13 protein-coding genes are annotated in these 17,448 nt (G+C 47.0%); 4 read left to right on the top strand and 9 right to left on the bottom strand.

Annotated elements, in window-relative coordinates:
* Positions 1-136: 136 nt before the first annotated feature.
* The 5 genes from FM037_RS05370 to FM037_RS05390 form a co-directional block, all read right to left on the bottom strand.
* Positions 137-739: a TatD family nuclease-associated radical SAM protein gene (locus FM037_RS05370; RefSeq protein ID WP_144045152.1), complete on the bottom strand. Its 603-nt coding sequence runs from the start codon at positions 737-739 to the stop codon at positions 137-139.
* A 473-nt stretch (positions 740-1,212) separates the two neighbouring features.
* Positions 1,213-4,380, bottom strand: coding sequence for an efflux RND transporter permease subunit (locus tag FM037_RS05375; RefSeq protein ID WP_144048838.1), 3,168 nt, complete (start codon positions 4,378-4,380; stop codon positions 1,213-1,215).
* Between the two features lie 14 nt (positions 4,381-4,394).
* On the bottom strand, positions 4,395-5,615 hold the full coding sequence (locus FM037_RS05380; protein WP_144045153.1) for an efflux RND transporter periplasmic adaptor subunit: 1,221 nt from the start codon (positions 5,613-5,615) through the stop codon (positions 4,395-4,397).
* A gap of 432 nt (positions 5,616-6,047) precedes the next feature.
* The gene (srmB, locus tag FM037_RS05385) at positions 6,048-7,277 is read right to left on the bottom strand and encodes an ATP-dependent RNA helicase SrmB (RefSeq protein WP_144048839.1); all 1,230 of its coding nucleotides are present in this window, start codon (positions 7,275-7,277) and stop codon (positions 6,048-6,050) included.
* Positions 7,278-7,393: 116 nt separating this feature from the next.
* A complete protein-coding gene (locus FM037_RS05390) occupies positions 7,394-8,125 on the bottom strand; it encodes a tRNA1(Val) (adenine(37)-N6)-methyltransferase (RefSeq protein ID WP_185977054.1) in 732 nt (243 codons plus the stop codon).
* Between the two features lie 472 nt (positions 8,126-8,597).
* On the opposite strand from FM037_RS05390, the gene brnQ reads away from it, so the two are divergent.
* The 4 genes from brnQ (at position 8,598) to recJ (ending at position 14,065) form a co-directional block, all read left to right on the top strand.
* Positions 8,598-9,944 carry a branched-chain amino acid transport system II carrier protein gene (brnQ, locus tag FM037_RS05395; RefSeq protein WP_185976964.1) on the top strand — a complete coding sequence of 449 codons (1,347 nt, stop codon included), beginning with the start codon at positions 8,598-8,600 and terminating at the stop codon, positions 9,942-9,944.
* Between the two features lie 99 nt (positions 9,945-10,043).
* A complete protein-coding gene (gene xerD, locus FM037_RS05400) occupies positions 10,044-10,961 on the top strand; it encodes a site-specific tyrosine recombinase XerD (protein WP_144045154.1) in 918 nt (305 codons plus the stop codon).
* 434 nt (positions 10,962-11,395) lie between these two features.
* Positions 11,396-12,133, top strand: a complete 738-nt coding sequence (gene dsbC, locus FM037_RS05405) for a bifunctional protein-disulfide isomerase/oxidoreductase DsbC (protein WP_144045155.1) — start codon at positions 11,396-11,398, stop codon at positions 12,131-12,133.
* A gap of 207 nt (positions 12,134-12,340) precedes the next feature.
* Positions 12,341-14,065 carry a single-stranded-DNA-specific exonuclease RecJ gene (gene recJ / locus FM037_RS05410; RefSeq protein ID WP_144045156.1) on the top strand — a complete coding sequence of 575 codons (1,725 nt, stop codon included), beginning with the start codon at positions 12,341-12,343 and terminating at the stop codon, positions 14,063-14,065.
* Between the two features lie 25 nt (positions 14,066-14,090).
* Here the strand turns inward: recJ and FM037_RS05415 are convergent, their stop codons facing one another.
* The 4 genes from FM037_RS05415 to FM037_RS05430 all read right to left on the bottom strand — a co-directional run bounded on the left by FM037_RS05415 (position 14,091) and on the right by FM037_RS05430 (position 17,043).
* Complete coding sequence (locus FM037_RS05415) at positions 14,091-14,930, bottom strand: class I SAM-dependent methyltransferase (protein WP_144045157.1); 840 nt, start codon at positions 14,928-14,930, stop codon at positions 14,091-14,093.
* Between the two features lie 186 nt (positions 14,931-15,116).
* Positions 15,117-15,536 carry a hypothetical protein gene (locus tag FM037_RS05420; RefSeq protein ID WP_144045158.1) on the bottom strand — a complete coding sequence of 140 codons (420 nt, stop codon included), beginning with the start codon at positions 15,534-15,536 and terminating at the stop codon, positions 15,117-15,119.
* Positions 15,537-15,975: 439 nt separating this feature from the next.
* Entirely contained in the window at positions 15,976-16,497 is a 522-nt protein-coding gene (locus FM037_RS05425; RefSeq protein ID WP_144045159.1) for an aminoacyl-tRNA deacylase, read from the bottom strand.
* A gap of 207 nt (positions 16,498-16,704) precedes the next feature.
* Positions 16,705-17,043, bottom strand: coding sequence for a hypothetical protein (locus FM037_RS05430; protein WP_144045160.1), 339 nt, complete (start codon positions 17,041-17,043; stop codon positions 16,705-16,707).
* Positions 17,044-17,448: the final 405 nt, after the last annotated feature.

Genomic DNA, 17,448 nt, shown 5'->3' on the forward strand with positions numbered 1-17,448 from the left:
TTTTTGTTGTTTGTTTTATGGGAAATCATATTAACATAAATCAAATTTGCGAGCACTGCCGGTTACATGAATATAACTTTGCCTTGTTCAAGCTAATGAGCTTCTTGTCTACCCATTAAGGTGACGAGTGGAGCATTCAGCCGACGACACCTAAGCTTCGATGTTTAAACTCAGCGCCGCTCTGCTCAACCCAAGTTCTACAAGCCGCAATATCCACCCCTTCCAGACCATCTATGGCCGAGACCTGTACAGAATCGATAGTATTGACTGCCAGCCGAATGAAGGCTTTAACGCTGTCATAGCTCCCCTTCAACTTGGGCTTACAATGCATCAGATAAGCGGTTTCATTATCTGCATTGAGTGAAATTGACAGGCTATCTACCCAAGGTGCCAGTTCAGGCAATATATTGCGTCTGTGAAACAAGTTACCTAAGCCATCGGTATTGACTCTGACTTGGCCGCCTCTGAGCTTAATCTCCTTTGCCACAGTAATTAAGGTCGCTAAATTAAGAGTGGGTTCGCCATAGCCGCAGAAGACATATTCATCATAGGCATCGATGTCGCCAAGCAGAGGGATGATCTCCTCGGCAGTGGGCTGATGATCTAAAGCTAGCTGGTAATCATGGACCTGTTTACTGCCGTTATGCTTAGGGCAGAATTGGCAACGCAACGTGCATCGACCGGTAATATTAAGGTAGCGACTATTACGTATATCGTAAATTAAGGTTGAGTTAGCCATATAATACCATTCCATATAAGTATGTGGTCAGTTCAGAGGCCCTCAGTTTTTTCAATTCAAGGCGCATTGATGAGGAAATGGTTATTCCCTTTTAAGTCAATGCAACACCGAAGTGGAAACACTGAGAGCCTCACGCGGTGCGGGTTTCAAAGCCCTTTATGCTACGTTGAATGTTCTCGATATACGACTGCATGGATGCAGGAGGTAGAGCAACGCAGGAGCTTGTTGCCGAGAATAACTATTAGCTTCAAACATTCGTCTTGCCTACAGCGCTTTGAACTCCCGCTGAATGATCCGATACTTACTCGGAATGGTATAAGCCCTAAGTTATTCTCTCTGGACTTTATTGTAGGCAAGCTTGGGGCTGGAAACTGCCAAAGCGATCACGGAAGTTAGATATATCTAGCGTGAACGGCCTAGAACTTAGGTTCTAGGCCGTTCACTGGCTCACTGAAGGAGGAGAGAGCATTTATCTATTTGTTTCTGGTCACCGCATCAGACTCATGGGAATGAGACATTAGTGTCTTAGGCTGCCACCACCAGTTGTAGAAACGGCGGCTAGTGCGTTTGATATCATCCAATATGATATAGAGCAGAGGAATAAGGATCAGTGTCACTATCGTTGAGAAGACGATTCCAAAGGCGAGTGATGTCGCCATAGGTATGACGATTTGTGCCTGTAGACTCTTCTCTAATAGAATTGGCACCAGGCCGACGAAGGTGGTCATAGAAGTCAAGATGATAGCCCTGAATCGATAACACCCTGATTCAATAGCAGCCTGAGTAATCGATTGACCCTGTGCTCTTGCCTTGTTGACGAAGTCGACCAAGATCAGAGAGTCATTCACGACTACGCCTGCCAAGGCGATGATACCGCACAGGCTTAAGATATTGAGCGTCAGTCCCAACAACAGGTGACCAAATAAGGCGCCAATGATACCGAAGGGGATAACCGACATGATGATCAGTGGCTGGCTGTATGACTTGAGCGGGATAGCCATCAGTGCGTAGATAGCAAATAGAGTAAAGAAGAAGCCCTGCAACAGACTTATTAAGGCACTCTGATCATCGGCGCTGCTACCATCCAGTGCTGTCGAGATGGCAGGGTACTTATCTTCTAAATAAGGCAGGAAATCTTGCTGGATCTCTGCAACAATCTTGGAAGGCTCGACCTTATTTTTATCTGCGTTGGCTATGATACTAATGGCGCGGCGACCATCGACTCGCGTGATTGAGGAGTAAGAGTCACCCATTTCAATCTCAGCAACCGTCGAAAATGGCACCGAAATACCTTCGGGCGTGCGGATCATCATATTTTCCAGATGGCCCATAGTACGTCTCTGCTCAAGCGGATAGCGCACCATCACCTTCACTTCTTCCTTGTTGCGCAAGATGCGCTGCGCTTCATAACCATAGAAACCATATCGAACCTGGCTGGCTAGATCTGACAAGGTGAGTCCCTGAGCCTCTGCTTCTGGCTTGATCGTTAAGCGTATCTCATGGCTACCCGATGAGAAGTTGTCTGAAATATCGTAGACACCCTCATAGGTTTTTAGTTTCTGTTTAAGCTCTGTAGCAGCCATTGACAGTTGTTCGAGATTGCTTGCGGTTAATCTGAAAGAGATATCGCCGCCACCCTCATTGGTGCTGGCGTTAATATTGAGTTTTTTGACGGCAATCAACTCAGGCAGCTGTTCACGCCAGGCCGAGGCAATGGCGACACCATCGACCTCACGGTCTTCACTCTTAGTCAGCTCGGCAAAGATAAAGGCCGAGGTTCTCGAGCTCATGTCGATAAAGCTGTGCTTGACCACTTCGTAGCCATTTTCAGACTTCATCTTGTCATTCATGGCGTAGAGGGCTTCTTCGATCTCTTTGACCACCTTTAAGGTATTAGTTTCAGAGCTGCCTTCATCCATATCTAAATGTACTTGAATAAAGTCGGACGGAAGATCAGGCATGGTGACCATGCGTATCTTACCACTTGCCACTAAGGCGATGGATAGGATCAGTACCCCGATAAAAATGGCGACAACGTTATATCTTTGCTTGATACAGCGTTCGAGAAAGTAGCGATATTTATGATGGATAAAATACTGGATCTTGTCGTTCAACTTGGCTTTTAATAGTCCCATTTTACCTAATTTGGACCTAGGTTTCTTGGGCTTCATATGCGCGAGGTGAGCCGGAAGAATCAACTTAGACTCCACCAGAGAAAACATCAGGCAGAGGATCACTATCATACCGATAGATTTCCAGATAATACCTTGGGGACCGGAGACCATCAGCATAGGTAGAAAAGCCACGATTGTGGTTAACACCCCAATCGTTGCAGGCATGGCCACCTTGTTGGCGCCCCTGACGACATTTTCTAGTGAATGACCGTGTTTCTCTATCTCTGTATAGGCGCTTTCACCTATGACGATGGCATCATCCACCACTATGCCCAGCACCAGAATAAAGGCGAACAGGGTAAGCAGGTTGATAGAGAGTGAAAAAGGTTCTACCGGCATCAACAACACGGCGCCGAGGAAACACACTGGCAGGCCCATCATGACCCAGAAGGCTAACTTGAGTTCCAGGAAGATGGCCAGAATCAGAAACACCAGTAGTGCACCATAGAACATGTTAGATAACATCATGTTCAGGCGTCCTTTGAGGTAATGAGTCAGATCGCCCCAGGTATCTAGCTGAGCACCAGCAGGCAGTGTCGCACGCCTCTCTTCGATATAGGCCTTTACCTGAGCCGAGATATCGAGGGCATTTTGATCGTCTATGCTACTAACTTCAATGATCGCCGCAGGCTTGCCGTTGAAGCGGGTATATTCCAATCGTTCCTCGAAGCCATCCTTGATGGTGGCGACTTGGGGCAACATGATACGGCTGCCGTCGGGACGGGTGCTGACGACTATTTTCTCAAAATCCTCACCTGTGTATGCCTGCCCCTTAGTACGTAGCAAGATGTCACCATCTTGGGCGCGAATAGAGCCGCCGGGAAGATCTATCGAAGAGTTCTGTACAGCTTGAGCGACCTGGGCGAAATTGAGGCCATACTCCCTAAGCTTATCTTCAGACAGTTCAATGCTTATCTCATAGTCACGGACCCCAGTGACTTTTGCCCGGGTAACCGCAGGTAAGGAGGTGATATCTTCGCGGATAGACTTAGCTAACTCCTTCATCTCATGGAGAGTCAGGTCGCCATACACAGAGACCCAGATAACATTGTTCTCTGGTTTGATACGAAAAATATTTGGCTTTTCGATATTATCTGGAAAGGTTGAAATTGCATCTATCGCAAGTTTAGCTTCATCGAGGATATCCTGAGGATCATAGTTATCTTCGACCTCTATGGTGACATTACCAAAGCCGTCACTGGCCACTGAGGTGACCTTCTTGATGCCATTGATATCTTGGATCGATTCTTCAATCTTAATGTTGATCCCCTCCTCAATCTCTTGAGGCGCAGCGCCAGGGTAAGCCACCGATATCTGCAGGTAGTTAAGCTCGTACGAGGGGAAGATTTCCTTATTAACCAAGAAATAACTACTAAACAGGCCGCCTAAAATTAAGAAAGCCATTAATAGGTTTGCAGCAACACTGTTTCGAGCAAACCAGGCAATTATGCCTTTTTGAGCATCCACTTTTTGTACATCCATTAGTGTTCACCCGCGCTAGCGAGTCGCTGCTCCTTGGTCTCTGAATCTGGGGTGTCAGCCCCGGTATCATTTTTCTGCATTTCACCGAGGATTTTAACAACCTGACCCGTAGACATATTATTGAGTTTAGTCAGTGAAATACGCTCTCCATCGATCAGACTGTCCTTGATATACACACTGTCGATATCGGTTCTGACCACATTGACTTCGCGGATCTCGATGACATTGTCACTCGATACTACGGCCACACTGCCGTTACGCACCAGATGTCGGGGTAACTGTACAATACCGTCTACGGTGCGGCCTTTAATTACGGCGGTAACGAAACTGCCGTATTTAAGAGGAAGTTGACCTTCTTTACGGTTCATTCTCAGGTAAGGATCTTTAATTTCGGCAACCAGATACACCATACGGTTTTCGGCATCGATAACGCCTTCGCTTCTTACTATAGTCCCAATCCAGGTGACATTTTTCCCGGCTAATGATGCACTGAGGGTGACCAAGGTATCGGGTTTATCGACTGACTCCAGGTAGGCGAGGTCATTATTTGCAAGAGGTAAACGGATCTCGGCGGTACGGGTATCGTAGAGTTCACCTAGGTTAGTGCCTAAGGTGACGTACTGGCCTAAGTCGACAATTCTTGACTTGATGATGCCATCGAAAGGTGCACGAATGATGGTTCTCTCAAGGTTACGTTGAGCGCGAGCCAGCGCTGCCTGTTGGAATTTAACATTGGCCTGTTCTTTTTTCAGCTGAGGAAGACGTAATCCAAGCTCGGGTGGGATGCCGCCATCGAATCCTTTCCAATCATTCTTAGCCACTTCGCCTCGGGCAACCTCTTCTTCGAGTGCTGCTTCGGCTTGAGCGAGAGAGGCCTGGGCCTGCATCAGGTCGGCTTCATAATCAGAAGGCTCGATAACGGCAAGTTGTTCGCCTTTTTTCACCACACCACCGGCGACAAAATTGGGGGCTATTGTCAGCATTCTTCCCTGAACTTCTGTTACCAGCTGTGTCTTGTTCTTGGGAGTCACGACACCGTATGAAGGCAAATTTAAAGACACGGTTTTTTGCTCGACACGGGTAACATCTATGATGGGCACAGGCACTTCATCTTCTTTCTGCTCGGGTGCTTCCTTGGTGCTGATGAGTAATGCTGCAGCTGCACCGAAAACCAAAAGAATCAATAGGGGAGAAGATCTTCTCAGGATTGTTTTTATCATTATTTTCCCGCTTTTCCTTGCTGAAATTTTTCTACTAACTAAATTACCAGAGTATCAGGGTTGGATAAATCTGTTTTTGTAAAATAAATGTATCTAACACCTAGAAATTTAACCTTTTCCTGACTTTGGATCAGGAGAGTAGGATTGGCTTTAGCCGGGAGATATTGAACCTATAAGCCTCGGGGCTAAACAACAGGAAAGATGACGCTGCGCAGTTCGCTTTTACTAACAGGGCGGAGCCCGTCGAATAGGCGTAGCGATAGGCCGAAGGCCGTCGTCTTTGCTATTCAACCTGCTTAAATGCTGGTAGGGCAAAGACAACGCTGCGCTGGTAGGGCTAAAGCCCCTCCTACAGAAAAATGTAAAAAAAGAGTCGCGGTTAGCGACTCTTTTTTTATTAATGAATAAGAATAAAGTGTGTAGATGAAAGATCTACTTCTTCTTTTTTTTCTTATTTTTCTTACTGAATGTCTTTGTTGCACCAGGCTTAACCTTGTTTTTCCCAGGAGGCTTAGCTTCCTTGTTCTTAGGGCGAAGATCTTTGATGAATCTGCGCTTAAGGACCTGGTCAATGTAGCGTTCAATCTTGCCGACTACGCGGATATCGTGAGCCTCGACCAGAGAGATAGCCGTGCCTTTGGCGCCTGCGCGGGCAGTACGTCCGATGCGGTGTACATAAGTATCTGCAGATCTTGGCATATCGAAGTTGATTACATGACTGATATCATCTACGTCGATGCCGCGAGCGGCGACATCGGTGGCCAATAGGACATTGACTTCGCCTTTAGTGAAGCGGCCCAAAGCCTGGAATCTCTGTTTTTGTTCCATGTCGCCACGCATAAAGCTACATGTTATCCCTTCTCTCTGTAGCAAGCCTTCCAGGCTTGCTACACCTTCTCGGGTCTTAACAAACACTATGGTACGCGTCACATCTTCCTGTCTGAGGATGTTGCATAGCATGGCGAATTTATGTTCTTTATTGTCGGCAATATGGATCCATTGGTGGATTTTGGCTTTCTCGCTGCGCGGTGCTTCGGCCTCTACCTTAACTGGATCTGTCAGCAGCTGGTGTGAGAAACGTCCCACATCACTGCCCTCTAGCGTTGCCGAGAATAGCATGGTCTGTTTGCGACCAACTGATTCGATGGCTAAGGTCTCGACCGCGGCGGAGAATCCCATATCCAGCATTCTGTCGGCTTCATCGATGACAAACACTTCAACCTCTTCGGCATTGAAGTTACCCTTGTCCAGATATTCCATCAAGCGGCCGGGAGTGGCGACTAAGATATCGACATTATTCTTTAGCGCTTCTTCTTGTGGGCCGTAGGGCATGCCGCCTGTGATGATGGCGATATCGAGATCCAGACCTGTCGACAGATGCGAGGCATAACGATGAATTTGGCTGGCAAGCTCACGGGTCGGTGTCAATACAAGGACACGGGGCTGACCGCCGAAGCGACGAGGAAAGTCGATGAGATGTTGGATCGCTGGCAGCAGAAAACTGGCAGTTTTGCCTGTCCCTGTTGGTGCCCGAGCTAAAATGTCTTTCTGCTCCATCGCCAATGGAATGGTTTGTTGCTGTATCGTGGTGGGCTTTTTATGGCCCATGGCTCTTAATGACTCTAGTAAAATAGGGTCAAGCAGGAAGTCTTCAAATAGCATGCGCAGCGTTCTCAATAAATAATAGCCGCGCATTATACACCAAAATATACCAAACTAGCTCTTAATTTCATCTAAATTATCGGTCGTTCCGGAGATAAACTTCATCCGGAAACGGGCTAGTATTTGAGATAAAACCCGGTGATTAGGGCAATCATCTCTTGGGTATAACTGCCATCACTTTCCTTGATACAGAAGTGGCTCGAGTCGACTCGATTGCTCTGTTCTGGGGAGGGAGCTTGCCTGTGAGCTAAATTAAACACATGTCTGTGGGGTTTCTTAGCTGCAGAATCTGCAATATCCATGACCCGGGTCATGACGAGTTCTGAGCATGCCAGCTCTTGCTGAAACTTAGGCATACTTTGACTGGGGAGAATGAGGCTAGCGGTGCCATCGGCTGCCAAGAGGCGAGTTATGGCTTTTATTAGGCATGAAAAATCTAAGCTGTCGGTATGTCTGGCTTTTGCCCTAAGTTGATTTTTGGATTGTGTCCCGCCTTTAAAATAAGGGGGATTGCAGATGATATGATCAAATTTTACTTGGGTGTCCAAGCCCTGTAGAGCAAAGTCCTGAATAGCACACTGCTCTATTGTAAACCTCTTATCCCACTTAGAGGCCTGAAAGTTTCTCTCACAAGCCGATGCCGCGGTTTCATCGAGTTCGATTGCGGTGATAATCCCTTCACTTCGCTGAGCGGCCATCAAACTTAGTAGTCCGCTTCCTGCACCAATATCAAGAATATTCTTGGCTTGGGTCAGAGGTGCCCAGGCTCCGAGAATCACAGCATCTGTGCTAACAGGCATGCCGCAGTTATGGTCATCTATATGAAATTGTTTGAAGGTAAATGGCATCGAGTCTGATCTGTTCTGAATTAAAAATTTAGGTGCAGGATTGTACTCTAATAGCAGAGATTGGTTAATGGCTTTCATTTGGGCTCTGATTTTAATTATGTTGCTGGCTTGTGATGACGACCTCTTTTCTACGCTTGATGCTGTTGCTCTGTGTGAACCTTTACATTGGTGTTGCGATATCGTTGTATTTCCGGTGTTAATTATTTCTGATTTTAGTAGGTTCCTTGTTAAATAATGCGGTATTTGCTAATAGTATGCTTCTGGAATAGGGCTTTAAGCACTTTTTTAGGCTAGGTAAGCCAGTTTTAAGTAATGTTAGCGTCAGGTACTCCCGCTTTTGCTCATAAACTCGCCAAGTGTCGACCGAATTTACCACGGACTCATGTAATTATTAGTTTACACATAATATAATCTCCACTTACAGAGCCTGTGATTGGCCTAATAATTTGAGATCGTTACAAAACAATAAAAGATGATGGGGCAAAAAGTGCAAAATAAACAGATGAGCATGGCTGATACCTTAGGGTTAGGTTTTATGACGTTCGCGTTCTTCTTGGGCGCCGGTAATCTTATTTTCCCGCCATTGGCAGGTTTCCTCGCTGGGGAAAATATGACTTTAGCCATGATTGGCTTCTTGATCACGGCGGTAACTTTACCCCTGATCACCCTGATCGCGGTTGCTAAGGCGAACGGTAAGATCATGGGTTTACTCCCTCCTTTGGCTGCAACCATTTTTGCCATCGCTATTTATATCGTTATCGGTCCTGCATTCGCGGCCCCACGAGCGGGATTAGTGGCCTATGAAATGGGCTTTAAACCTTTCCTGGCAGATAGCAATGCAACCTTTATGATCGCTGGCATAGTGCTTAATGTTTCCCAGCTTATTTACACCTTAATCTTCTTTGGTGGAGCCATGCTAATGGCACTTTATCCGGGAAAACTGCTCGACAGTGTGGGTAAGGTACTTACGCCTATTATGATTTTTCTTCTGGTGGGTTTAGCTATCTCTGTCATGGTGTTACCTGGATCAGACGTTGGCCAAGCCGTGGGTGATTATCAGACTAACCCGCTGACCAAAGGTATATTGGAAGGTTATAACACCATGGATACCTTGGCATCACTCATCTTCGGCATGTTGATTATCGATATTCTTCGTCGTAAAGGGGTGAGTGACAGTAAAGATCAGACTAAATACCTGATTAGAGCCGCCTTGATTGCCGCAGCCGGTCTGGCATTTGTCTATATATCTCTCTTTTATCTAGGTGCCTCTGCCGGTGAACTCGCCAATGGCGCAGACAATGGCGGGACGATATTAACCAACTATGTGAACCATGAGTTCGGCAGTCTAGGTCAGATTTTGTTGGCGGCCGTGGTCACACTAGCCTGTTTAACCACGGTTATTGGTCTGGTGACGGCTTGTGCCGAGTTCTTCAATGATCTGCTTCCACGCATATCCTACAAAATGTTCGTGGTTATCATGAGTCTGGCCTGTGCCACAGTGGCGAACGTTGGCTTATCTCAACTGATCAGCATAAGCGTACCTGTGCTCTACACCATCTATCCTGTTGCTATCGCCTTAGTTGCGGTGACTTTCTTAACGAATAAGTTTGCCATGCCTGAGCTCTCTCATCGTATCGTGCTGAGCGTCGCTTTGGTATTTGGTATTATCGATGGTCTTAAAGCGGCCGGTATCGATATGGGCTTGGTGGATTTCATGCCAATGAATAATGAAGGCATGGCCTGGTTACTGCCGACAGGGCTGGCAATTATGGCGTGTTTATTTATCAAGAAGAGTAAAGCAGAGCCTGTTTTGGGATAACTCCATACATACTCTGTTAATTTCCTGAGTATGTCATAGAATACTAAGCGCGGTCTCGATGAGAACGCGCTTTTTTAATGCCTCAAAGGAGTGATTAGCTTGGCTGAGCCTGCTGAATCTAAACAATATCAACCCGACCCGCTTATCGATACCTTTCTTGATGACCTCTGGTCGAACCGGGGATTGAGTGATAATACGCTCTCAGCCTATCGAACCGACCTACGCCATTTCGATCGTTATATTCAGAAATTGGGGGCCGGGTTAGTTCAGGTATCTCAGGAATTGATCCGTGACTATCTGGATGTGAGATTTGATAAAGGTTTCGCCCGTACCAGCAGTGCTCGTCTGATGAGTAGTCTGAGGCGTTTCTATGGTTTTTTGTTGCTTAAAAAGTTGATTCAAGCGGATCCTATCGCTCGGATAAAGTCGCCTAAATTAGCCCGTAAGTTACCTGATTCACTCAGCGAGGCCGATGTGGATATCTTGCTCAATGAACCGGATCTACAAGATCCCATTGAGTGCCGTGACAGGGCTATGCTGGAGCTTCTCTATGCTACCGGGCTACGAGTGACTGAATTGGTGAGCCTGACCATGGAGCAGCTCAGCCTCAGGCAGGGGCTGGTGAGGGTGGTGGGCAAAGGTGGTAAGGAGAGGCTAGTGCCTCTGGGAGAGCTTGCCGTCAACGAAGTTGAACACTATCTTGAGGGAGCCAGAGCCGAGTTGCTTAAAGGCAAGCTCAGTGATGTGTTATTCCCCTCTAAACGTGGCCAGATGATGACCAGGCAGACCTTCTGGCATAGAATTAAACTCTACGCGCTTAGGGCTGGCATAGTGACGCATATCTCCCCCCATACAATGAGGCATGCTTTCGCGACGCACCTGCTAAATCATGGCGCAGATCTGCGTGTGGTGCAGTTGTTACTGGGACATAGCGATCTGTCCACCACACAGATTTACACCCATGTGGCCAAAGCCAGACTCAGTCAGCTCCACAGCGAGCATCACCCCAGGGGCTAGGTTGCCAGATAGCAAGTTGGAAGTATCTTTTTAAGTTGGGTTCATTTGGCGGGTTCGGTGTTTGGCAATTTACCGTATGCCGAAATGGTTTTGTTATCAAACGCCTGCCCGGAAGCGTTAGGTTGCCATGAAGGAACGAGCTTCAAACACATAAGCCAATAGCAAAAGCCACTGGATTCCGGCTAAAAAGATCTGCCGGAACGACGGGGAAGAAGGATTGATACCCAAATGAACCATCAAAAAATGCAAACAAGCTTCATTCGAAGCAGCTTAACTGTGAGGTAATTTATAATTACCTCTACTGGCAGTGATTTAGTTACAGTTATTATTTGCTTTAATCCTGTTGAAACTGTAACTTTTCTGGCCTAAACAGGGTCTAATCAACTGTAATTCTAAATAACCGCACCAGACCCATGCAAAGAACAGGATATATAATGAAGTTTACCCGCATATTTTCTTTGGTACTTGCTGTGGTAATAGCACCTTTCGCTATGGCCACATCGAATACTACCAGCGACACAATTGCCAATTCAGCTGAGCTGAAGCAGAAGCTGAGTGAAACACTCAATGTTGAGGTTCACTCCCTTAATCAGTCGCCGATCCCAGGGTTATACGAAGCCTTAACGGATCGTGGCGTGCTATATATCTCTAAAGATGGCTCTAAGCTACTCCATGGTAGCTTGTACGATTTAGATAACGGTATGAAGAATCTGACTGAGGCTGCTATGGCAGGACCTCGTATCGAGATGATGAAACCCCTTGAAGACCATATGTTGGTGTATAAGGCTAAGAACGAGAAGCATGTGGTTACCGTCTTCACCGACATTAGCTGCGGTTACTGTCGCAAATTGCATAATCAGATGGATGAGTATAACGATTTAGGCATCACCATTCGTTATCTGGCATTCCCTCGTCGCGGCGTGCCTTCTGCTAACGCAGATGAGATGGAGGCGGTCTGGTGTGCAGCGGATCCACTGAAAGCGATGACAGAAGCTAAGGCGGGTAAGAGCGTTAAGCATAAGCAGTGTGACGCGAAAATTGCCGAGCAGTATAATTTGGGACAGAGCTTCGGTATCAATGGCACCCCGGCTATTATCCTCGAAGATGGCAGCATGATTCCTGGCTATCAGCCACCTAAAGATCTACTGCGTGCTCTGGAAGCTATTAACTAGATTTCTTGACTATATAAAGCCTAAGGCCAGCGATATCGCTGGCCTTTTTATGTCCGGCATATCAGATGGCGCATTTCAGGTTAGTGAATTTTTGCTTCCATACTTAACCTAAAACTGGTTTGTTTGCAGTGTTATCTGGGCTGCGGTTTGATATGCTAGCCGTCGTTTGATTTCTCTGTGCTCAACCTAGCTATAAGGCAGTAATTCGTGATCCATAAGATAGTCCGACGTTCTAAGGTTGATGACACTCATCTGCCAGATTCCTTCTCTCCTCTGTTAAAGCAGATCTATGCCAGCCGTGGTACCACTGCCGAGGAATGCGATCTGACTCTGTCACGCCTGCTGCGCCCCAATACCATGAAAGGTTTGGACATAGCCTCTAAGATTATCGCCGATGGGATCAGAGACAATCGCGCTATTTTAATCATGGGTGACTTCGATGCCGATGGTGCGACCTCGACCTGTGTGTGCATGTTGGCCCTCAAGATGATGGGCGCCAGTAAAATCGATTACCTTATCCCTAATCGCTTCGATTTCGGTTATGGACTTAGCCCTGAGATTGTTGCTGTCGCCCATAGTAAGGGCGCAGAGCTGTTGATCACGGTAGATAATGGTATCTCATCCATAGAAGGCGTTGCTGCCGCTAAGGCGCTGGGCATGCAAGTGGTGATAACAGATCACCATCTGCCGGGTAAGACTATTCCCGATGCAGACGCCATAGTGAATCCCAATCAAGTGGATTGCAGCTTCGCCAGTAAATCTATCGCCGGTGTCGGGGTGGCTTTCTACTTGATGTCAGCCCTAAGAGCCGAGCTTAGACAGCGCAACTGGTATCAAGATCAGGGCATTAGCGAACCGAATTTAGGTCATCTGCTCGATATCGTCGCCCTGGGCACAGTTGCCGATGTGGTGGCCCTCGACGGTAACAACCGCATCTTAGTGGAAGCGGGATTACAGAGGGTGAGGGCGGGCCGCTGCCGCGCCGGCATCACGGCTTTATTAGAAGTCGCGAAACGTAACCCGGCTAAAATAGTCGCTGCCGATTTTGGCTTCGCCGTAGGCCCCAGGCTTAATGCGGCGGGGCGTCTCGATGAGATGGCCCTTGGGGTCGAGACCTTGCTTTGTGATGACATGATGAGTGCCAGGCGCATGGCGGCTGAGCTTGATGGTTTAAACGCACAGCGACGGGATCTCGAAGCCGATATGCAGCAAGAAGCGCTAAAGAGCCTGGAGTCTGTTGAGCTCAATGAAGCGAGCCTGCCTTGGGGCATAGCCCTTTTCCAGGAGGATTGGCATCAGGGAGTTATCGGTATTCTGGCTTCCAGAATCAAAGACAGATACCACAGACCCGTAATTGCATTTGCCGATGCGGGGGAAGGCGAGATAAAAGGTTCGGCGCGCTCGATAAAGGGACTGCACATGCGCGACCTTCTTGAACTTATCAATAGCCGTCACCCCGGAATGATCCTCAAATTTGGTGGCCATGCCATGGCTGCGGGACTCTCTTTGAGAGCGAAAGACTTTGAGACCTTCGAGCAGGCATTCGATCAAGCTGTGCGTGAGTTGTTAAAGCTTGAGCAGCTGACTGGTGAGTTCGTGACCGACGGAGACTTGTCCGCTGGAGATATGAACTTAACAATCGCCTCAGAGCTGCGTAATGCAGGCCCCTGGGGCCAAGAGTTCCCTGAGCCTCTGTTCGATGGTCACTTTAAAGTCATCCAACAACGTATCGTCGGTGAGAAGCATCTTAAACTGGTGCTGGAAACCGAATGTGGCCAAACCATGCTAGATGCCATCGCCTTTAATATCGATCTTAAGACCTGGCCCGATGCCACCATAGAGCATGCTCAGGTGGTCTATAAACTCGACGTGAACGAGTTTAGAGGTAATCAGACGGTGCAGTTGATGGTAGAGCAGATAGAACCTATGTAAGTCTGCTTCTTGGTTCGGTTATGCCTTATTTCTGCGCACTGACCCCCATCAGATGCTCGACTTTTTTCACGTGTTTGAAGCCGGCCGCTTTGAGCCGGCGGATGACGCCATCGACAAAGCTGCTTCCCTTCTTCACTACGTGTGGATTGCCAGTGTAATGAAAAAGTCGTCCGCCTGGGCGCAGCACCCGGAAGATCTCCCGGTAGAACTCTTCGCTATAGAGCTCCCCGGCGAGGGAAAAGCGCGGTGGATCGTGAACCACAGCATCGAAGGAAATCGCAGGCATTGTGGTGATCAGCTCAAAGCTACTACCCTGACGTTGCACAATCCCCTCTTTGCCCAAATCGTTTGACCAAGGGTTCTGCGCGCGTAGCCCCATTACCTCCGGACTCAACTCTATGGTGAGCACTTCGCTTGCACCTAGTCGGTGGGCTGCTATGGCCGCATAGCCAAGTCCGCTGCAGCAGTCCAGTACCTTGTCACCCTTGCTCACCGCCTGTTTAGCCATCTCGGAGGCACTAACAAAGGGGTCAGTTCCCTTGGAGATGTGCATCTTGACGCCGCTAATTTCTAGCAGAGGTGCGCCAGATGTGGGAACGAGCTTGTAGTAGCCTGAGCTGCGGTCTTCAAGCGGAACCATATCTCCATCGCGGCAGAGGTAGATCCTCTGTGTCTTCTTGGCGATTCTTTTGAGTTCGTCAATGGAAAGTCGATTGTCATCGTCGAGTACCAGACTCTGATCACTTAAGGAAAAGTCCCGTTCCGAAAGATTTAGGTCAGTAGAGAGCCGGATGCAGGACAGTCCTTTAGCGATAGCTTCCAGCGCCTGTTTGGCATTGATTGAATGTAGGTAGTAGCCGAGCATATCGTTGGTCTATTTAGTGAGAAATACTGGCCGCACTATACACCTTCAGCGCTGGGTCGGCATTGTTATATAAAAATCGGGCTCCCGTGACTAATCAATAACACAGCGATCAGCATCTAGCTTTCAACTCTGTCTTGAATTAACAGTAAACTTATCTAGTTCTCTTTAGATAGTTATAGTTACGACTTACAAACTAGCCCATTGCTGTTTTAGTCCGATGAGGTGGAGTAGGCCGAGGGACAGGCAGATGGCTGAGCTCCAGAACCAGAACTCAGGGCTGCGCCCGAGTGGGTTACTGATGAAAAAGAAGCCTGCGACACCGCGGAGTAGATAAATAGCAGTGATAATGATCAGAGCGGTTCGAATGAGTGGCAGCTTGCCGATAAGTCCAGCGGCACTGAAGGCATAAAGAGACCAGATAGACAGGACTAAGGCAATCCCCGAGGTGATAATAGTCGGCCTTAAACTGCCTTGCTCCGCCATTATCGCCATCTGCTCTCCGGCACCGAAGAAGCGATACCAGGATGCACCAAAATAGATACAGCCGATATGCGCCAAAGCCGCAAGCGCACTCAGCGCCCCAGCTACCACTAACAATATATTCATTCCCTGAACTTCCTTTTTCTTAACCTTTAAAGGTGCTTAATCACTACTGATTAAAATGTAGAGTAGGAGCCTAGATAAATTATCTTTGTCGCTAGCCTACACTTGCTAACCATTTGATTCAATTGTTTATCAGCTTCTCTATTGCGGAGTAATAATTCAGACTTTAAATCCACAGATAATCTTAAGTAGGTTTATTTCTTAATGAATACTAAATCCAAGGTCGTTAGAAATAAGGAGTTAGAAATAAGATGAAGTTGATGGTAGAACAGATACAGGCGCTGTAATTTTAGGTCTGCTTATCTAGCTAAACCTTGGCATATCCCTGTCAATTTTTGAGTGGGGTTTGTCCTCAGGATGTTCAAACACCGAGCTTAACTCGGTGTTCTGTTTCAAAGTGTAAGTAGGCTTGGACTTGAGTCTATACTCATATGGAATGAGATCACAATCGCCAATCGCGCTGGTATCTTCTGGCTGATCTAGATATGCCTATTCGCTTGCCGGAAATGTCACCATGGGGTGTTTTATCTAGCATATTTACATACTGTTTATGTGGCATCTTAATTAAATGATTATGGTCACTGGCTTCTATGTAAACATGCTCGGTCGCTAACAAGGAGTCATCGACAAGCATCTTCATCTGGTATGCCTCACCTATTGCGGGGATCGCACCTCTGTCACAATCGGGGAAAAGCTCACCCAATTTTTGTTCGCTAACTAAGTTATATTCTTGTCCGGTTATATCATTCAATCTTGGCAATGACAGCCTGTTGCCAGCAGACACAATTGCCATTATGTGTTCTCCTGATTTGTTAACTAAGACAACGGGTTTAGACATGTGGGATGAGGGGATATGGGCCGATTTTGAAGAGTCCAGTGAAGCGGCGGTATGTTTATGCTTCACTAATTCATATTTAACATTGTTTTTTGACAAATACTCACTAAGTGTAATTGCGATGGCCACTTTATACCTCCTGCAGGGACAAGCTTAGCCACTTATAAGTGTAGCATAGCCGCAAATCTACAAAGGGGGATTCGCCAGGTTCTGACCCTTTTATCTGCTTTATCTGTTTATCAAACAAAAAAGCCCCGATACCTCACGGCATCGGGGCTTTCAACTATATGTTCTTGAGTATCTTGAGAGAAACTGAGGTGCGATCCTTTAACGTTCTTAAGGCGCGAGCGAAGGTAACACACTGCCAAATTGTCTGATCTGTCGTTGCAGCTTAATAGGTAATTGCCAGTAACGCTTGTTTGAGTGTGTGCCAAGTCCTGTTAATCGCAAATCATCGTCTATTTGCCATTTTTTCGCTACTTCATTCGCATTAGATCTTGTATGACCATCATCCACGGCTTTACCATCGAGTAATACGAGATAAGCGACTTCCTGCCAGTAGTCTGCCACTCTGGAACCATCATTGCTGACGACTTCAATTTCCTTACCAAATGACACTGACAATATATCGGTGGTATTAGCCATTTCAACGCTTATGATTTGCTTGAATCGCATGGTTAACCTCAAAATTAGAAGGCCATAATTTTACCCCTGTAGTATTCCAGCGTCAATAACACTCTTGGTTGAGGAAGTGGTGCATTGGTTGTTAATCGCGGCTTTGACTTGTGTTCTTCTGGGACGGGGCATAATCACCTTAAACCAATAACTAAAAATGAGTGACGCACTTCTACTTTGAGCAAGGGGGCACTGTATGTTATTGATTAACAATGGGTGGCACGATTTATTATTCCCAAGCTTAAGTGCGGCCTCATTTCATCGTATATAAAAACGGACTCTTCAACGAGTCGTTTAAGCTCATCAATAAAGATATGCCTGTCCTATCTTTACTTGTACTTGGACATAGCAAAAGCTAATGTGTTCTGACCCCTTTATCCGCTTTATCTTTAATTTATCTTATTG

The organism is Shewanella psychropiezotolerans, assembly GCF_007197555.1.
Classification (GTDB): domain Bacteria; phylum Pseudomonadota; class Gammaproteobacteria; order Enterobacterales; family Shewanellaceae; genus Shewanella; species Shewanella psychropiezotolerans.